The organism is Bacillus sp. sid0103 (assembly GCF_019219025.1).
Genome location: NZ_JAHUWN010000009.1, coordinates 194,205 through 211,979, shown reverse-complemented (window position 1 = coordinate 211,979; position 17,775 = coordinate 194,205). Strand labels below are relative to the sequence as shown.

General features: G+C 38.9%; 15 protein-coding genes and 1 other RNA gene. 11 read left to right on the top strand and 5 right to left on the bottom strand.

The features are described 5' to 3' along the window. Positions 1 to 548 precede the first annotated feature (548 nt). Both ssrS and KW850_RS12585 read right to left on the bottom strand, forming a co-directional pair. Positions 549 to 745: non-coding RNA, 6S RNA (gene ssrS / locus KW850_RS12590), on the bottom strand. Between the two features lie 56 nt (positions 746 to 801). Next, complete coding sequence (locus tag KW850_RS12585) at positions 802 to 1,899, bottom strand: M24 family metallopeptidase (protein WP_218347917.1); 1,098 nt, start codon at positions 1,897 to 1,899, stop codon at positions 802 to 804. Positions 1,900 to 2,087: 188 nt separating this feature from the next. Between KW850_RS12585 and KW850_RS12580 the strand changes: the two genes are divergently transcribed. The 3 genes from KW850_RS12580 (at position 2,088) to KW850_RS12570 (ending at position 4,534) form a co-directional block, all read left to right on the top strand. Next, complete coding sequence (locus tag KW850_RS12580) at positions 2,088 to 2,768, top strand: metal-dependent hydrolase (protein ID WP_218347916.1); 681 nt, start codon at positions 2,088 to 2,090, stop codon at positions 2,766 to 2,768. Between the two features lie 81 nt (positions 2,769 to 2,849). Continuing rightward, positions 2,850 to 3,089 carry a hypothetical protein gene (locus KW850_RS12575; RefSeq protein ID WP_218347915.1) on the top strand — a complete coding sequence of 80 codons (240 nt, stop codon included), beginning with the start codon at positions 2,850 to 2,852 and terminating at the stop codon, positions 3,087 to 3,089. 125 nt (positions 3,090 to 3,214) lie between these two features. Continuing rightward, the gene (locus tag KW850_RS12570) at positions 3,215 to 4,534 is read left to right on the top strand and encodes a CBS domain-containing protein (RefSeq protein ID WP_218347914.1); all 1,320 of its coding nucleotides are present in this window, start codon (positions 3,215 to 3,217) and stop codon (positions 4,532 to 4,534) included. Between the two features lie 118 nt (positions 4,535 to 4,652). Here KW850_RS12570 and KW850_RS12565 read toward each other — a convergent pair whose 3' ends face one another. Then, positions 4,653 to 4,964, bottom strand: coding sequence for a YtpI family protein (locus tag KW850_RS12565; RefSeq protein WP_218347913.1), 312 nt, complete (start codon positions 4,962 to 4,964; stop codon positions 4,653 to 4,655). Positions 4,965 to 5,060: 96 nt separating this feature from the next. On the opposite strand from KW850_RS12565, the gene KW850_RS12560 reads away from it, so the two are divergent. Then, entirely contained in the window at positions 5,061 to 6,011 is a 951-nt protein-coding gene (locus tag KW850_RS12560) for a DHH family phosphoesterase (RefSeq protein ID WP_218347912.1), read from the top strand. Positions 6,012 to 6,067: 56 nt separating this feature from the next. On the opposite strand, the gene ytrI is transcribed toward KW850_RS12560, so the two are convergent. Continuing rightward, positions 6,068 to 6,568, bottom strand: coding sequence for a sporulation membrane protein YtrI (gene ytrI / locus KW850_RS12555; protein WP_218347911.1), 501 nt, complete (start codon positions 6,566 to 6,568; stop codon positions 6,068 to 6,070). Next, positions 6,565 to 6,903, bottom strand: a complete 339-nt coding sequence (gene ytrH, locus KW850_RS12550; RefSeq protein WP_218347910.1) for a sporulation membrane protein YtrH — start codon at positions 6,901 to 6,903, stop codon at positions 6,565 to 6,567. Before ytrH ends, ytrI begins: the two co-directional genes overlap by 4 nt. A 236-nt stretch (positions 6,904 to 7,139) precedes the next feature. Between ytrH and dnaE the strand changes: the two genes are divergently transcribed. The 7 genes from dnaE (at position 7,140) to pyk (ending at position 17,674) form a co-directional block, all read left to right on the top strand. Continuing rightward, positions 7,140 to 10,502: a DNA polymerase III subunit alpha gene (dnaE, locus tag KW850_RS12545; protein WP_218347909.1), complete on the top strand. Its 3,363-nt coding sequence runs from the start codon at positions 7,140 to 7,142 to the stop codon at positions 10,500 to 10,502. 126 nt (positions 10,503 to 10,628) lie between these two features. After that, on the top strand, positions 10,629 to 11,867 hold the full coding sequence (gene ystJ, locus KW850_RS12540) for an NADP-dependent malic enzyme (RefSeq protein ID WP_218347908.1): 1,239 nt from the start codon (positions 10,629 to 10,631) through the stop codon (positions 11,865 to 11,867). 7 nt (positions 11,868 to 11,874) lie between these two features. Next, positions 11,875 to 12,504, top strand: coding sequence for a FadR/GntR family transcriptional regulator (locus KW850_RS12535; protein ID WP_218347907.1), 630 nt, complete (start codon positions 11,875 to 11,877; stop codon positions 12,502 to 12,504). Positions 12,505 to 12,646: 142 nt separating this feature from the next. Further along, the gene (gene accD / locus KW850_RS12530) at positions 12,647 to 13,579 is read left to right on the top strand and encodes an acetyl-CoA carboxylase, carboxyltransferase subunit beta (RefSeq protein WP_218347906.1); all 933 of its coding nucleotides are present in this window, start codon (positions 12,647 to 12,649) and stop codon (positions 13,577 to 13,579) included. After that, on the top strand, positions 13,573 to 14,550 hold the full coding sequence (gene accA, locus KW850_RS12525; protein WP_218347905.1) for an acetyl-CoA carboxylase carboxyl transferase subunit alpha: 978 nt from the start codon (positions 13,573 to 13,575) through the stop codon (positions 14,548 to 14,550). The genes accD and accA overlap by 7 nt, the downstream gene beginning before the upstream one ends. A gap of 343 nt (positions 14,551 to 14,893) precedes the next feature. Beyond that, positions 14,894 to 15,853, top strand: a complete 960-nt coding sequence (gene pfkA, locus KW850_RS12520; protein ID WP_218347904.1) for a 6-phosphofructokinase — start codon at positions 14,894 to 14,896, stop codon at positions 15,851 to 15,853. 57 nt (positions 15,854 to 15,910) lie between these two features. Continuing rightward, positions 15,911 to 17,674 (top strand): pyruvate kinase, encoded by a 1,764-nt coding sequence (gene pyk / locus KW850_RS12515; protein ID WP_218347903.1) that lies wholly within the window; start codon positions 15,911 to 15,913, stop codon positions 17,672 to 17,674. Positions 17,675 to 17,775 lie beyond the last annotated feature (101 nt).

The following is a 17,775-nucleotide window of genomic DNA, read 5'->3' as shown; positions in this document are numbered from 1 at the left end:
AATCCGTATTTTTCCTAATACACAATCTGCGTACCGATTAATTGGAGCGGTCTTAATCGACCTAGCCGAAGAACAAGCTATGAAAAAAGTAGTGCAAGAAAAAGGCTAGGCGCGAAGCGCGCGAAATCTTGATGGTTTGGAAGGGGGTACCCCCTTCCAAACCATCAAAATTCATAAAAGCTGAAAAACATTGTAACCATAGGAAATACAATTTACACAAAATATAGGACTTGACTTATGAAGGACAATTTACCCGGTTTTTTTACGAGTATTGTCCTTCATCGGGGTTATGAAGGACAATTTATTCGGTTTTTTTACGAGTATTGTCCTTCATCGGGGTTATGAAGGACAATTTATTCGGTTTTTTACGAGTATTGTCCTTCATAAGAGTTATGAAGGACAATTTAACCAGTTTTTTTACGAGTTTTGTCTTTCATATGAATGTGTGTCTGCATTCTGTTGTGTGGGTTCCCGTAAATTGATGATAGCCCTTTTTTGACTTAAAAATAAAAACCAGTCCCTGAAAGGAACTGGTTTGAAGTACATACTATATAGCCGCATTTGCCGTATTAATATAAGAAAGTTTTAAACCACCACTCCTCAAAGTGGGTGTTCTCAGAAACTTTTCTTGCATGTCCTCCAAGTCTTATAGACAGAGGCTTGTCAATCCAGTTCCAATGGTTAAACTCCCTTTTACAGCTTAAAGGTTAAAACTTTATTATGACTACGAACAACGCAGCTTGTATAAGTATAATATCTCAATTCTGTCTAAATTTCAATGTAAAAATATCACAAATGAAATTATTTTATGATCTGCAATTCTTTCGGGAATCTTGTGAGAACTTTTGCCCCATTTGCCGTAATATAAACGTCATCTTCAATCCGGACACCGGCCACATTTGGAACATAAATACCTGGTTCAATCGTGTATACCATACCCTCCTCGATAATGAGCGGGTTTGTTTCTGTTAGTGATGGATACTCATGAACGCTAATTCCGAGACCGTGGCCAAGCCTGTGTGGAAAATAGTCCCCGAAGCCAGCATCAGCAATAATTCGGCGTGCAGTAAGGTCTACTTCTGCTGCAGTTATCCCAGGTTTGCTGGCTTCAATAGCAGCGAGTTGCGCTTTTAATACAGTGTCATAGATTTCCTTCTGCTTGTCATTAATATCCCCGTATGCCACGGTTCTAGTAATATCTGAACAATACCTGTCAACAACCACACCTAAATCAAATAAAACTAGATCCCCTTTTTGGATTTTTGTTTCTCCAGGATTTCCATGGGGAGAAGCGGCATTGGCGCCGGATAGAACCATTGTCGAAAACGACATTTCCGTCACACCCCTTTGTTTTAGAGCGTACTCCAGGGCGTTTAGTATTTCCAACTCTGTTTTGCCTTCCTTGATTTCACTAGCACCAAATTCCACCGCATAGTCAGCTAGGGCACACGCCTCTTCAATAATTTTTAATTCCTTGGCATCTTTAATCATTCGCAGCATGCGCAATTTTTCTTCCGCTGAAACAAAGGATGCTTGCGGGAATAACCTTGAAAGATGTTCATATCGTTCGACGTTCATATGCTCTTTTTCAATCGCTGCTTTGGAGACACCATTTATTCTTTTTTGAATAGCATTTAGAATCATTTCCCATGGATTCTCGATGTCGCTATAGCCAAGAATTTCATGCTCCCAGCCAGAACGTTTCGCTTCAGGTACTTCCATTCCAGGGCAGACAAGGAAAGGCTCGTCCGTCTGAAAAATGGCTAGTGCAAGCAAGCGCTCATGGGGATTGGTGTAATATCCGCTCAAGTAAAAGACATTTTCGGAAGAGGTTAGAAAGGTAACTTCAATCTCGTTTTCCCTCATCCAGTTTTGAAGTTTAGTTAATCGCTGATTCATTTTAACTCCCCCTATGTAATTCATATCCTATATGAGAGTATCAATTAAAAGTTGAAATGTAAACTAACTGAAGTTTCTGCCCTTCACCTTGCTTAAATTCGATTTATTAGGAATAAACTAGAAATATGGGAGGAATTCCAGTTATTGCATGGAAATATATTTAGAGGAAAACGAGAGGAGCGAGTCTGATGAAAATTTCTTATCATGGACATTCAGTGGTGCAAATTCTATCGAATGGGAAGCGTATTTTAATTGACCCATTTATTAATGGAAACCAATTAACAGACCTGAAAGTGGATGAAATAAGGCCAGATGTTATTATTTTATCGCATGGTCACAATGACCATGTCGGGGATACGGTCGAACTGGCAAAGAAAAATAATGCTCTGGTAGTTGCCAACCATGAACTTTCCACTTATCTAAGTTGGCAGGGAGTTAATACCCATGGGATGCACATTGGTGGTGCCCATCAATTTGAGTTTGGCAAAGTAAAATTAACACAAGCCTTTCATGGGTCAAGCTATACAACGGAAAATAATGAAATTATCTATTGTGGAATGCCTGCTGGGATTTTATTTATGAATGAAGACAAGACCATTTATCATGCTGGAGATACAGCATTATTTTCAGATATGAAATTGATTGGCGAGCGACATCCAATCGATGTAGCCTTCCTGCCAATTGGTGATAATTTTACAATGGGTCCAGAAGATGCGGCCTATGCTGCCAAGTTACTAAAAGCTAAAACAGTTGTCCCAATTCACTTCAATACATTCCCGCCAATTAAACAGGATCCGTTTAAGTTTATTGACATGCTGGAAGATAAAAATGGCAGGGTACTCCAACCAGGCGAAGCCATTGAAATTTAAAAGTTCTAGATGATTTACATACTTTTTTTCCTCCAAAATGCATAAATATGAACAAGCAGTCTTTAAGAGGAGGAATTAAAATTGAAAAAGAACAGATATTTACTTTGCCTTTTACTCAGTGGCTTCTTGCTTTATTATGGAGTACCACGATTATCGATTCAGGCAGAAGGTGCCCAAGGAATCTTTTCGTTAGTCTGGCTTTCCTTTGCTTTAATCGTCATCGCTGGAAATTTTACTGGTTTGCTTTATAGTCCAAAAAGGCAAGGACAAAAGCTTCAATCGGATCGACGTCCAAGGAAGAAATCTAGGTCCTATCTTTGAGAATTAGGTATTATGTGAGAATCCGCATTGAATCAAGGCTTTTAACACTCTATAATAAATTTATATGTAATCCGGATTATTCGTAACTGAATGATTGGAATTTGACTATAAAAAGGGTGAAGGTCTTGACCACAAAGCATGAACAAATTTTACAATATATTGATGGACTCCCGATTGGGGAAAAGATATCTGTCAGGCAAATTGCTAAGGCGATGGCCGTAAGTGAAGGTACAGCCTACCGTGCGATTAAAGAAGCAGAAAATAAAGGATATGTCAGTACGATTGAACGGGTTGGAACGATTAGAATTGAACGAAAGAAAAAAGAAAATATTGAGAAACTGACTTTTGCAGAAGTAGTAAATATTGTTGACGGTCAGGTATTGGGCGGAAGAACAGGCTTGCATAAAACTCTCAATAAATTTGTGATTGGGGCCATGAAACTAGAAGCCATGATGCGTTACACCGAAGCAGGCAATCTATTAATTGTTGGGAACCGGACCCAGGCACATGAACTTGCCTTAAAAGCAGGCGCCGCCGTACTCATTACCGGGGGGTTCGATGCTGAAGATGATATCAAAAAGCTGGCTGATAACCTCGAAATACCGGTCATCTCAACAAGCTATGATACGTTTACTGTTGCTACAATGATTAACCGGGCTATTTATGATCAATTGATAAAAAAGGAAATTATTTTGGTTGAAGATATTTTAACTCCACTTGCTGAAACATTTTATCTCAAAACAACGGATAGGGTGTCCAAATGGCATGAGTTCAATCAACAAACGGCACATAGCCGCTATCCAGTTGTCGATCAAAACATGAAGATACAAGGAATGGTGACAAGTAAGGATATTTTAGGTCAAGTTATGGACACATCCATCGAAAAGATCATGACCAAACACCCAATGTCGGTTAATGGTAAGACAAGTGTGGCCTCAACGGCTCATACAATGGTCTGGGAAGGGATTGAAGTGCTTCCTGTTACGGATGAATCTAACCGGCTAGAAGGGATCATTAGCAGACAGGATGTGTTAAAGGCCTTACAAATGAACCAACGGCAGCCACAGGTTGGGGAAACGATTGATGATATCGTTACCAATCGAATGGTGTTAATGCAGGGAAGAGCAAAAGGAGAAGAAGTCTACTCTTGTGAAGTAACCCCGCAAATGACCAATCAGCTGGGAACCATTTCTTATGGTGTTTTTACCACCATCGTCTCAGATGCTGCCAACCGAGTATTACGAACCTATAAAAAAGGTGACCTTGTCGTCGAAAATATGACCATTTACTTTATTAAACCAGTTCAAATGGAAAGTAACTTAGAAATTTATCCGAAAGTCCTTGAAGTGGGGCGTAAATTTGGAAAAGTAGATGTAGAAGTTTTCAATGAAGGAATATTAGTCGGAAAAGCGATGATGATGTGTCAATTGTTGGATAGAAGTTAGAAAAGCGGAAGCGCCTAGGGGCTTATGACCCCGAGCCCCTAGGCAGTGGAGCTAGACAGTATTCAAATATATATTTAAAACAAAGCCGCTTCACTAAAATGCGAAGCGGCTTTTTATTTTATTTTTGCAGTTCAAAATTTTTCGCTTCCTCGATTGCGAAAGGAAGGTAGTGTTTATATTTTTTTAAACCGATCCAGCTGAATGTTGCCCCATAAATAATAAATACTGCAGCAACAATATACGATACGGTTGTTTCGGAAATAAATAGTAAATGATTAACACCAAATAACAATACAAAAAGCCCTAAAGCAATATTTGATTTAGCTGCAAGCCATTTCTTTTCTACTAAACGGTTGCTTCTGATGTATTTTGTTTTATAAAATAGGTAGAAAGCGAATAGTAGTGCAATTAATAGAACAAGTACAAACATATTATTTCCTCCAAGCTTAGAAAATCTTCTATTATTGTACCTGTAAAAACAAAAAAATACCACCATGGTTTATGAGTAGGTAAAGGAGCAGTGCCCATGATTGAGCAAATATTAGCAGAGATTGAAAAATATGAAACGATCATTATTCATCGTCACGTCCGTCCGGATCCGGATGCTTATGGTTCACAAGGCGGGTTGGCAGCAATTTTGAAAGAATCCTTTCCGAATAAAAAGATTTATGCAGTTGGTCAAGAGGAACCAACCCTTCATTACATGCGCAGGCTGGATGTAATTGATGATGAAGTATATAAGGGGGCATTGGTAATCGTTTGTGATACCGCAAATGTTGATAGGATTTGTGACAAGCGATACGCTCTTGGTGATAAATTAATAAAAATAGATCATCACCCTAATGAAGACCCATATGGTGATTTACTATGGGTGGATACAAATGCCAGCTCATGCAGCGAAATGATCTATGAATTTTATTTAAACGGAAAAGACAAAGGGTTAAAAGTGAATGATGAAGCGGCGCGACTGTTATATGCTGGAATTGTCGGTGATACTGGAAGATTTTTATTTCCAAGCACAACAGAAAAAACACTTGGCTATGCCGGTGATTTGATTCATTATAATTTTTCTCGTACTGAATTATTTGACAAGATGTATGAATTGGATCTCAACATAATTAAACTAAACGGTTACATACTCCAAAATTTTGATTTTCAGCAAAACGGGGTTGCGTCTGTAAAGCTAACCAAAGAATTGCTAAACGAATACAATGCAAAACCAGCCGAAGCATCTCTTCTTGTCGGAACATTAGGGAATGTAAAAGGTATTAAAGCATGGGTTTTCTTCATCGAAGAGGACGCCCAAATTAGAGTCCGACTTCGTTCAAAAGGCCCGGTTATCAATGGAGTCGCACGCAAGTTTAAAGGCGGGGGACATCCACTGGCATCAGGTGCCTCCATCTATACATGGAACGAAGTGGAAAATGTATTGAAAGCACTTGATGAGGTATGTGAAAATTATTCACTTAACCATTAAAAAAATCGGCCCTCGGAGTGGGGGCCGATTTTTTTATACGGGTGTTTCCGTTTTTCTTATTCAAATTTAATCTCCAATTGTATCGTTAGATTTGTATAGAAAACCATTTCTTTAACCTTAAGTTTATATCTTTTATCATTTATTTTTATGGGTTTATTTTCAATAATCTTTTTTAATAGGTCTTTGCTTTTGTAGACTGTGTCGATATCTTTGGCAATCATCAAGCTAATATCATCTCTAACAGAATCCTCTGTTTCTAATACGCTTAAAGAATCAAGTTTATATTTTTCCGAGTTTGTTATTCTAATATTGATTTTCTGAACGGTGAGTTGTTCAATGTTTCGCTTGTTCATCTCTTTATATTCTTCCTGCCAAATCTTTTTCTCGCCGTTTAGGTCCACAATCTCCTGCGCTTGTTTTCGAATTAATTCGGTGTTCTCTTCCTGCCAGACTCCATAAATATATAAAAAAATGCACCAGCTAATCGCTCCCCCAATGGCCATTCCTGCAAAAAAACGCTGCCAGGCAGGTTTTCTATACAACGGTGGTATTCTCATGATGAGATATGCTCCTGGGTTAACCAATTAATAATCAGGGCTCCAGTCTGGGCACCGCCTAAGGCAGAGAGAATTAATAAAAATTGTTTAAATAGATCCTTTGTATCGGCGTTAAATAATCCCCTTTCAAAAGTGTAAACCGCGTCAAACGTCCCGCCTATTGCAGATACAATAGCCCAAATTCGAAGAGCTGAAGATAAGCGATAAACGGTTGTCAGCGGCGGCTGCCCGGTTAAGAATGAAGCTATTCCCCCAATAAGTGCACCGCCAAGCACGACTCCTAAGGCAATAAAGTAGCTTTCTATAAAAGCAGGGAAAAATCCAATTTCTTTCATTTTGTCTACCGCCTCTACCCATAGTCAAGACTCCATACTCATTTATATGGACAAACCAATGGAAATATGAATTTAGAGTCCTAAATTGAGAGGATTGTCTTGTTTCAAGGCTCCGCAGCTGGTGTACATTTCCTAACGAGCGAGTCAACATTTTTTCAAAATGAGAACATATTTTCTTTTTTATCGATCTCGTTCTATAATAGAGGGAGAGATTATGGAACTAAGGGTGTGACAATATGTCTTTTATTCACCTGCATGTATATAGTGCATACAGTTTATTAACAAGTACGGCATCTGTCCCGGATTTAATAAAAAATGCACAAGAAAAAGGGTTTTCTGCCATTGCCTTAACGGACAGAAACGTCATGTACGGAACAGTCGAATTTTATAAGTTGTGCAAACAAAATAATTTGAAACCGATTATCGGATTAACAGTTGATGTGGAGAGTGAGTACACCGCTAACGAATCCTATCCATTGGTCTTACTCGCTGAAAATGATAGTGGGTATAAAAATCTTTTAAAAATATCAAGTACGGTACAAACCAAAACGGATAATGGAATTCCGCTAAAATGGTTGAAACATTATGCAGAAGGGCTTATTGCGATTACACCAGGTCTTGATGGTGAAATCGAACAGTCAATCATCAATGACAACGAGAAAATGGCTAGAGATATTATTAAAAAACTAGATACCATTTTTGGCAGGGATAACTTTTTTCTTGCGATTCAAAATCACCAACTTGAACAAGAAACAATAATCAGTAATAAGTTTAGTATGATTTCGAAGGAAATGAATGTCCCGCTTGTAGCTACTAACCAAGTCTTTTATCTAGAAAAAGAAGATATGTTTGCCCATGAGTGTTTGTTAGCAATCAAAAATGGTGATAAACTGCAGGACGAACAGAGAGAAAAGTTAGAAACCGATCAGTTCTATTTAAAAACTGCTGCTGAAATGGTTGAGCGCTTTTCTAATGAACTAGATGCGTTAGAAAATACTATCCGGATAGCAAACAGGTGTCAATTTAACATGGAATTAAACAGGACCTATTTACCTGCATTTCCAACAGAAAATGGGATTCCTGCTGAGGAATACCTTGATGTGCTGTGTAAACAGGGATTGAGTGAACGTTTTCCCGCACCGTCTAAGGAGTATTTTGAACGGTTGTCCTATGAATTAGCGGTGATAAAACGGATGAAGTTTAGCAACTATTTTTTAATTGTTTGGGATTTTATGAAATATGCAAGAGAGCATGGGATTTTGACAGGACCGGGAAGGGGTTCAGCTGCCGGTTCATTGGTTGCCTATGTTTTATACATTACAGATGTGGATCCATTAAAGCATAACCTATTATTTGAACGGTTTTTAAATCCTGAGCGGATTTCCATGCCGGATATCGATATTGATTTTCCAGACCATCGTCGTGATGAAGTCATAAATTATGTTGCCGCGAAATACGGTGAACTGCATGTCGCGCAAATTGTTACATTTGGAACACTTGCAGCCAAAGCAGTCCTAAGAGATATCGGTAAAGTATTCGGGTTAAATTCCAAGGAACTCGAACAATTATCAAGAATGATTCCGTCCCGCCTTGGAATTGACCTGAAAGGCGCCTATAAAGAATCGGAAGCACTGCGAAGGTTTATTAAAGAAAGTCCGGTGAATCTTCGTCTTTTTGAAACGGCTTTAAAACTTGAAGGTCTGCCGCGTCATACTTCCACCCATGCAGCAGGTGTCGTCATTAGTGAGAAGCAGCTTATCGATTTAATCCCCATTCAACGAGGGTCAAACCATGTTTTTTTAACGCAATTATCAATGGAACATCTCGAAGAAATAGGCCTATTAAAAATGGACTTTCTGGGCTTAAGAAATCTGACATTGATAGATTCAATTTTATCCTCGATCACTCGTAAAACTGGAAAAAAATTAAATATCAGTTCGATTCCATTAGATGACTCGTTAACCTTCAACCTGTTAGCAAAAGGTGAAACAACAGGTGTTTTTCAGCTTGAATCAGAGGGTATGCGCAAGGTTCTAACACGCTTAAAGCCATCTCGATTTGAGGATATTGTGGCAGTCAATGCATTGTACCGCCCAGGACCAATGGAAAACATCCCGCTCTTTATTGACAGGAAACATGGCGTACAGGCAGTTGAATATCCACATCCTGATTTACGGCCCATCCTTGAAAATACATATGGAGTTATTGTGTATCAAGAACAAATTATCCAAATTGCTTCGAAAATGGCTGGTTTCACACTAGGTGAAGCCGATTTATTAAGAAGGGCTGTTGGAAAAAAGAAAAAAGATATTCTTGATCAAGAGCGCAGTCATTTTGTTCAGGGAGCCCTAAAAAAAGGATATGAACAAACACTAGCCAATGAAATCTATGATTTAATCGTCCGTTTTGCGAACTATGGCTTTAACCGAAGTCACGCCGTTGCCTATAGTATGATTGCCTACCAATTGGCATTTTTAAAAGCAAACTATCCTGTATATTTTATGGCAGGCTTGCTTACCTCGGCTATCGGCAATGATACGAAAATTGCACAATACATCCTGGAAACGAAACAAAAAGATATCACGGTCCTCCCCCCATCGATCAATCATAGCGGCTACTCCTTCCAAGTGGAACAAGAGGGAATCCGATATAGCTTGGCGGCGATTAAAAGTGTAGGGGCTGCTGCCTTAAAAGAGATTTTTCAAGCGCGGAAAAAGAAAAGGTTCGTTGATTTATTTGATTTTTGTATACGAGTTTCTTCGAAAGCTATCAACCGAAAAACGCTTGAGTTCCTTGCTCACTCTGGCTCGTTCGACGAATTTGGAGAAGATCGTGCCGTATTGCTTGCTAGTTTAGATGTCGCGATGGAACATGCACAAATTTTTAAACCAACTGACAATAACCAATTTGATTTATTTGATGAAGAATTCATGCCAAAGCCGAAATATATGCTCGTCGATCCCATTAGTCAGGAGAATAAGCTGACATTTGAAAAAGAAGCCCTGGGTTTTTATCTTTCTGACCATCCGATTTCTATCTATGAAGGGCAGTTAAAGCAAGCTGGGGCACAAAACCTATTTGATATGAAACCTAATAATCAACGGGTATCCTCTGGTGTATATATCACCTCGATGAAATCAATTCGGACTAAAAAAGGTGATTCGATGGCCTTTTTAATGGTAAGCGATTCAAGCGGTGAGATGGAAGCAGTAGCATTCCCTAATGTATACAAAAAATATTCTCACCTATTAGGGCATGGGAAGTTTACATTGCTTGAAGGGAAGGTTGAAGAGCGGGATGGGAAACGACAATTTATCATTCAACAAGTTTTTCTATTAGAAGAGTGGCTCCAAACAAAAACACGGAAGCAATCAGTATTATATTTGAAAATAGTGGAAGAAAACCAATCTGAGAAATTTCTTCAGCAAATCCATCAACTTTTGAAAGAAAACAGAGGAGTTGCAGCCGTAATCTTACACTATGAAAAAGGCCGTAAAACAATTAAGTTAGGTGAAGAAAATTATATCAATCCGACTCCAGAATTACTCGAATTATTAAGAGAGATGCTTGGGCCAAAAAATGTCGTCCTGAAGGATTAATTCTTTACAACTATCCCAGATATGTTATAGTGATAATGAGACAAGTGTGGTCTGACCACCATAAAATCGGGCTACATATAGAGGGATGTTCTAAACTTTTTGTAAAAATTTGAGGGGTGACATATCTTGACTTTACGGGAAGAAGCATTACATATGCATCGAATTAATAAAGGAAAGTTAGAGTCGAAATCAAAAGTTATAGTCCGAAATGCGCATGATTTAAGCTTAGCTTATTCACCAGGTGTTGCAGAGCCATGTAAAGATATCTATGAGAAACCAGAATTGGTTTACGAATATACCATGAAAGGGAATATGGTTGCCGTGGTTTCTGATGGTACAGCTGTACTTGGTTTAGGGAATATTGGTCCAGAAGCAGCACTCCCTGTTATGGAAGGTAAAGCTGTATTATTTAAAAGTTTTGCCGGTGTTGATGCGTTTCCTATCTGTTTAAACACAACTGATGTAGACAAAATCGTGGAAACGGTAAAATTGCTTGAACCTACATTTGGTGGTGTGAATTTAGAAGATATTGCTGCTCCTAATTGTTTTGTTATTGAAGAACGGTTGAAAAAGGAAGCCAATATTCCTATCTTCCATGATGATCAGCATGGTACTGCCATTGTAACGGTAGCTGGTCTTGTCAATGCTCTAAAGCTTGTTGGCAAAAAAATGACCGAAATTAAAGTAGTCGCTAACGGTGCAGGTGCTGCTGGGATTGCTATTATTAAATTGTTATATAGTTATGGTGTAAGGGACATAATTATGTGTGATACCAAAGGAGCCATTTACGAAGGTCGCCCTCAAGGTATGAATACAGTGAAGGCAGAAGTAGCAAAATTTACAAATCGTGAGAATCTATCAGGCAGCCTTGAAGATGTCATTAAGGGTGCGGATGTATTTATCGGAGTTTCAGTTGCAGGTGCACTAACCAAAGAAATGGTTGCTTCTATGAATCCTGATTCTATTATTTTTGCGATGGCCAATCCGGTCCCTGAAATTATGCCAGATGATGCAAAAGCAGCAGGAGCAAAAGTGGTAGGAACAGGCCGTTCTGATTTTCCAAACCAAGTAAACAATGTTCTTGCCTTTCCAGGAATTTTCCGTGGCGCCCTTGATGTTCGCGCTACACATATAAATGAAAAAATGAAAGTTGCAGCTGTTGAAGCTATTGCCAACCTGATCAGTCCTGATGAACTGAATGCTGATTATGTTATTCCAGGACCTTTTGATCCAAGAGTTGCACCAGATGTAGCCGCAGCAGTGGCAAAAGCAGCGATGGAAACGGGTGTTGCCCGCATTAAGGTTGATCCAGAAGAAGTCAAAGAAAAAACAAAGAGGCTCGCTATTATTGGTAAAAGTGAGTGATACGTAAGTGGGAACCAACACTAAGGTCTATTTAGAGATCGTAAAGCAACTTCGTGAGATGATTACCATTGATGGACTAAAAACTGGAGATAAGATCCCTTCTGAACGTGAATTGTCTGAGCGCCTGAATTTCGGGCGCTCTTCCGTTAGAGAAGCACTTCGAGCCTTAGAACTGCTCGGATTAATTGAAACTAGGCGTGGGGAAGGGACGTTTATTCGGGATTTTCGAGGGAATCATCTCGTCCAGTTGCTTAGTACCTTTATTTTACAAGATGAAAAAGCGAAACGAGATGTGTTTGAAACCAAAAATTTTATTGAGATGGATTGCCTGAGATTAGCCATTCAAAAATTAGATGATCTGAAGTTGTTAAATTTAAAAAAATGGGTGCATCAGGAAGAAATTCTAAATGATGATGCGTTTTTTTATCAGTTAATTGAAATAGCAGATAACCACCTCTTCACGAGAATTTGGTCTATCTTAAAGGATTATTACCGTTCACTAGATTCCAGAAATGTCATCTATCAGCGTGAAGACTATTTAATCCTGCTAAATGCTTTAGCCGAAAAGAATGAAGAAAAAACACTGTCTGCATATTACAAACTACGGAATTTGTCTGTTTTTAACGACAAAAACTAACAGATTTTGAACTCTTTTTATCTTATAGTGAAGGTTATCCAAGCCCATGAAAACGGGTGTTTTTTATCTGCAAGTGGTCTGACCACCTATGAAAGCATCAGGTATGAAGTAAAGCTTTATTAGAAAAACTTTTAAAAAAGAGATGATTGGAGTACCTGTCCAATTGGCGTTATCGTATCACAAAGGAGGTTTAATTTTGGCGCTTAAAGATCTTTTTTCAAAAAATCAGACAAAAAAGAAGAAATACGCTCAAATACCGACGGAAAATGCAAAAAATGATGTTCCTGAAGGAATCATGACAAAGTGTCCTTCATGTAAGAAAATCATGTATACAAAAGAATTATTGAAAAATGTAAAGGTATGTTTGCATTGCGGACACCATTTTCCAATGAACTCCAAGGAACGTTTGGACAGTTTCATTGATGAAGGAAGTTTTGTCGAAATTAATGAAGATATGATTTCTAAAAATCCTTTAAATTTCCCTGACTATCTTGAAAAGCTTGAAAAGGATCGGCAAAAAAGTAAGTTGAATGAGGCTGTTGTAACAGGAATGGGCACAGTTAATGACCATAAGATTGTTCTTGCGATAATGGATTCTTCGTTCCGAATGGGGAGCATGGGCTCTGTTGTCGGCGAAAAAATCACCCAAGCTATTGAAAAAGCGGATGAGTTAAATGTACCTTTTATCATTTTTACTGCTTCAGGTGGGGCAAGAATGCAAGAGGGCGCTCTAAGTTTGATGCAAATGGCCAAAACAAGTGTGGCGTTAAAGAAGTTTAGTAATAATGGCGGTTTAATCATCTCCATTATGACACATCCGACAACAGGCGGGGTTTCCGCTAGTTTTGCATCATTAGGTGATTATAACCTTTCTGAACCTGGTGCGCTCATTGCTTTTGCAGGACGCAGAGTCATTGAACAATCCATCCGCGAAGAATTGCCAGAGGATTTTCAAACGTCTGAGTTCCTTTTAAAACATGGTCAGTTAGACGCAATCATACATCGAGCGGACTTAGTTGAAAAAATCACCAGCATTCTAGAAATCCATCAACCTGGAGGTGTGTTCAGATGGTAGGAGAGTTAGAATTCGAACGCCCGGTAATTGAATTAAGAAAGAAAATCGCTGATTTACAAGAGTTCACCAAAACAGCAGATGTTGACCTTAGTTCGGAAATTGCTAAATTAGAGAAAAGGCTTGAAAAGCTTGAGCAGAGCATATATGAAAATATTAAGCCATGGGACAGAGTGCAAATTGCTCGCCTATCGAACAGGCCTACCACGTTAGATTACATTCCTTACCTGTTTGAAAACTTCTTTGAATGTCATGGAGATCGAACCTTTGCTGATGATGAGGCGATTGTAGGCGGGATTGCTAAGTATCGAGGTTTACCAGTTACCGTGATTGGTCATCAACGTGGAAAAGATACAAAAGAGAATATTCGTAGAAACTTTGGAATGCCTCATCCAGAAGGTTATCGAAAAGCACTTCGCTTAATGAATCAAGCGAATAAATTTAATCGCCCGATTATTTGTTTCATTGATACAAAGGGTGCTTATCCCGGTAAGGCAGCAGAAGAACGCGGACAAAGTGAAGCAATTGCGCGCAATTTATTTGAAATGGCTGGGTTAAGAGTTCCTGTGGTTTGTATTGTTATTGGCGAAGGCGGAAGTGGTGGTGCTCTTGCACTTGGAGTAGGCAATCGGATTTATATGCTTGAGAATTCGACCTACTCAGTCATTTCACCTGAGGGTGCGGCGGCTATATTATGGAAGGATGCATCCTTAGCGAGAAATGCCGCTGAAACGATGAAAATTACTGCTCCTGATCTAAAAGAGCTTGGTGTCATTGATGAGATTATTCCTGAAATTAAGGGCGGAGCCCAAAGGGATGTCATGAAGCAAGCTGAGGAAATTGATAATATACTGAAGAAAGCCTTGGAGCAACTTCTGAAACTGTCAGAAGAGGAACTTATCAGTGATCGCTACAACCGTTTCAGGACAATCGGTGAATTTGCCACAGTTAATGATTACATTGGTGTAAATTAATAAAAAAGTGCTCATCCTCATGGGCACTTTTTATGTTGTGTAATTTTTTGAACGAGTGTTTCCACTTTTTGTAATTCACAAAATGTTCACGGGAATTTCTTAAATAAGGCAATGATTACGTTTACAAACTTAATTGAAACGCTTACAATTTACTGATTATTCCGTCTCTTATATTTACTAATAGCATAAGGTTGTTATAGTTATTTCTTCATGTTATTTTATAAGTATTCGCGGGTTTTATGTAAATAATAAAAGAAGTAATTCTAAAACTCATCGTGCCTTTAATTTACTACATAATGTTTTAATACATAATATCCCAATAAAATAACTGAGGTGATTGCCCATGAAAAAAATAGGAGTTCTTACTAGTGGCGGAGATTCTCCAGGGATGAATCCAGCTATTCGTGCTGTGGTGCGAAAAGCGATTTATCATAATGTAGAAGTATATGGTATTTATGGAGGTTATACTGGGTTAATTTCTGGAAATATAAAGAAACTAGAGTTAGGTTCGGTTGGTGATATTATTCAACGCGGTGGGACTATGCTTCAATCTGCGCGCTGTCCAGAATTTAAAACAAAGGAAGGACAACAAAAAGGAATTGAGCAGTTAAAAGCACATGGCATTGAAGGTCTAGTAGTAATTGGCGGAGATGGCTCATACCGTGGGGCAAAAGCCTTAACAGAACAAGGCTATCCATGCGTGGGGGTTCCAGGTACGATTGATAATGATATTCCAGGAACAGAGCTTACAATCGGATTCGATACTGCATTAAATACTGTGATCGATTCATTAGATAAAATTCGTGATACGGCTACATCCCATGAACGAACTTTTGTCATTGAAGTAATGGGACGAAACGCTGGTGACATTGCTTTATGGGCTGGTCTAGCAGGCGGAGCTGAAACGATTTTGATTCCTGAAGAAGGTTATGACATGAATGATATTGTCGAAAAACTTCGAAAAGGACATGAACGTGGTAAAAAGCATAGTATTATTGTCGTGGCTGAAGGTGTATGCAGTGGTGTGGAGTTTGGGAAGCAGGTACAAGAAGCAACCAACTTCGATACGAGAGTTTCTGTTTTAGGACATATCCAACGCGGGGGCTCACCTACTGCAGCAGACAGGGTTCTTGCAAGCCGTTTAGGAGCAAGAGCAGTCGAGCTTTTGATTGAAGGAAAAGGCGGTCGTGCTGTTGGAATTGAGAAGAATCAACTGGTCGACTATGACATTATTGAGGCTCTAGGCCGTGAACATACTTTAGACCTTGATTTATACAAGCTTTCCATGGAATTATCAATTTAAGAATTTAGGACTTAAGAAATGGCGTAGGTGCTTTTATATTATAGGAGGAATACAAGGATGTTACGAAAAACCAAAATTGTTTGTACAATAGGCCCTGCAAGTGAAAGCGTGGAAAAATTAACTCAATTAATCAATTCGGGTATGAACGTGGCTCGTTTGAATTTCTCTCATGGTGATTTTGAAGAACATGGCGCACGAATTAAAAATATTCGTGAAGCAGCAAAACTGACTGGGAAAACAGTAGCTATCTTGCTTGATACAAAAGGTCCTGAAATTCGGACAAACAATATGCAAAACGGGGCCATTGAACTTCAGGCTGGAGAAAATATTATTGTCTCCATGACAGAGGTGGAAGGGACACTTGATAAGTTTTCTGTTACATATCCAGGGTTAATTGATGATGTTCATGTAGGTTCTAAAATTCTTTTAGATGACGGCTTAATTGGTCTAGAAGTGACGAACGTAGATAACTCAAAAAATGAAATCCATACAAAAATCTTAAATAGCGGTACGCTAAAAAATAAAAAAGGTGTAAACGTTCCAGGTGTTTCAGTTAACCTGCCTGGCATCACAGAAAAAGATACAAAAGATATTCTTTTTGGAATTGAACAAGGTATTGATTTTATTGCAGCATCATTCGTACGTCGTTCAAAGGACGTATTAGAAATCCGTCAGCTTTTAGAAGAAAATAAAGCCACACACATCCATATTATTCCTAAAATTGAAAATCAGGAAGGCGTCGATAATATTGACGAAATCCTAGAAATCTCTGATGGTTTAATGGTTGCTCGTGGTGATCTTGGCGTAGAAATCCCTGCTGAAGAAGTTCCATTGGTTCAAAAAATGTTAATTAAGAAATGTAACGCACTTGGAAAACCTGTCATTACCGCTACACAAATGCTAGATTCTATGCAAAGAAATCCACGACCTACTCGCGCTGAAGCAAGTGACGTAGCAAATGCGATTTTCGATGGTACCGATGCGATCATGCTTTCTGGTGAAACAGCAGCAGGCCAATATCCAGTCGAAGCTGTTCAAACTATGCACAATATTGCTTCCAGAGCAGAATCTGCATTAGATCACAAAGAAATACTCTCAAGCCGCAGTAAAGATACAGAACATAATCTTACGGATGCAATTGGACAATCTGTTGCACACACTGCATTGAATCTTGCAGTACAAGCAATTATTACTCCAACTGAAAGCGGTCATACAGCAAGAATGATTTCTAAATATCGTCCGAAAGCAGCGATTGTTGCGGTGACTTCCATTGAACATGTTTGCCGTCGTCTTTCCCTTGTATGGGGTGTTTACCCTCAGTTTGGTAATGTTGCGACCACAACAGACGAAATGCTTGATAACGCAGTTGAGGCTAGCTTAAATAGCGGTATCGTCAACCGTGGTGATTTAGTTGTCATTACTGCTGGTGTGCCAGTTGGAGAGGCCGGTACAACCAACTTAATGAAAATTCATGTGGTCGGAGATATTATTACAAAAGCACAAGGAATTGGCCGTAGGTCTGCCTTTGGTAAAGTGGTAGTTGCACAAGATGCCAAGGAAGCTTTAGAAAAAGTAAAACAGGGCTCCATTCTAGTAACAATCGGTACGGATCGTGATATGATTCCAGCGCTTGAGAAATGTGCTGCAGTTATTACGCAAGAAGGTGGATTAACCAGCCACGCAGCTGTTGTTGGTCTAAACCTTAGCATCCCTGTGGTTGTTGGGGTAGAAAATGCTTTAGAATTGTTCAAAGATGGTCAAGAAATCACCGTTGATGCAACAAGAGGAGTTATCTACAACGGTCACGCGAGCGTGCTATAAGAACATATTCATCTATTTACTAATTAAAGAAGGGGAGACCCTTCTTTTTTATATCATGACAAAATGATCCCCATTCGTAATATAATGAAAATAGGCCTTTA

Excerpts from the sequence above, each read along its gene's own strand:
- KW850_RS12585 (WP_218347917.1), bottom strand. The coding sequence starts at position 1,899 with ATGAATCAGCGATTAACTAAACTTCAAAACTGGATGAGGGAAAACGAG.
- KW850_RS12580 (WP_218347916.1), top strand. The coding sequence starts at position 2,088 with ATGAAAATTTCTTATCATGGACATTCAGTGGTGCAAATTCTATCGAAT.
- KW850_RS12565 (WP_218347913.1), bottom strand. The coding sequence starts at position 4,964 with ATGTTTGTACTTGTTCTATTAATTGCACTACTATTCGCTTTCTACCTA.
- KW850_RS12560 (WP_218347912.1), top strand. The coding sequence starts at position 5,061 with ATGATTGAGCAAATATTAGCAGAGATTGAAAAATATGAAACGATCATT.
- ytrI (WP_218347911.1), bottom strand. The coding sequence starts at position 6,568 with ATGAGAATACCACCGTTGTATAGAAAACCTGCCTGGCAGCGTTTTTTT.
- ytrH (WP_218347910.1), bottom strand. The coding sequence starts at position 6,903 with ATGAAAGAAATTGGATTTTTCCCTGCTTTTATAGAAAGCTACTTTATT.
- dnaE (WP_218347909.1), top strand. The coding sequence starts at position 7,140 with ATGTCTTTTATTCACCTGCATGTATATAGTGCATACAGTTTATTAACA.
- accD (WP_218347906.1), top strand. The coding sequence starts at position 12,647 with ATGATTGGAGTACCTGTCCAATTGGCGTTATCGTATCACAAAGGAGGT.
- accA (WP_218347905.1), top strand. The coding sequence starts at position 13,573 with ATGGTAGGAGAGTTAGAATTCGAACGCCCGGTAATTGAATTAAGAAAG.
- pfkA (WP_218347904.1), top strand. The coding sequence starts at position 14,894 with ATGAAAAAAATAGGAGTTCTTACTAGTGGCGGAGATTCTCCAGGGATG.
- pyk (WP_218347903.1), top strand. The coding sequence starts at position 15,911 with ATGTTACGAAAAACCAAAATTGTTTGTACAATAGGCCCTGCAAGTGAA.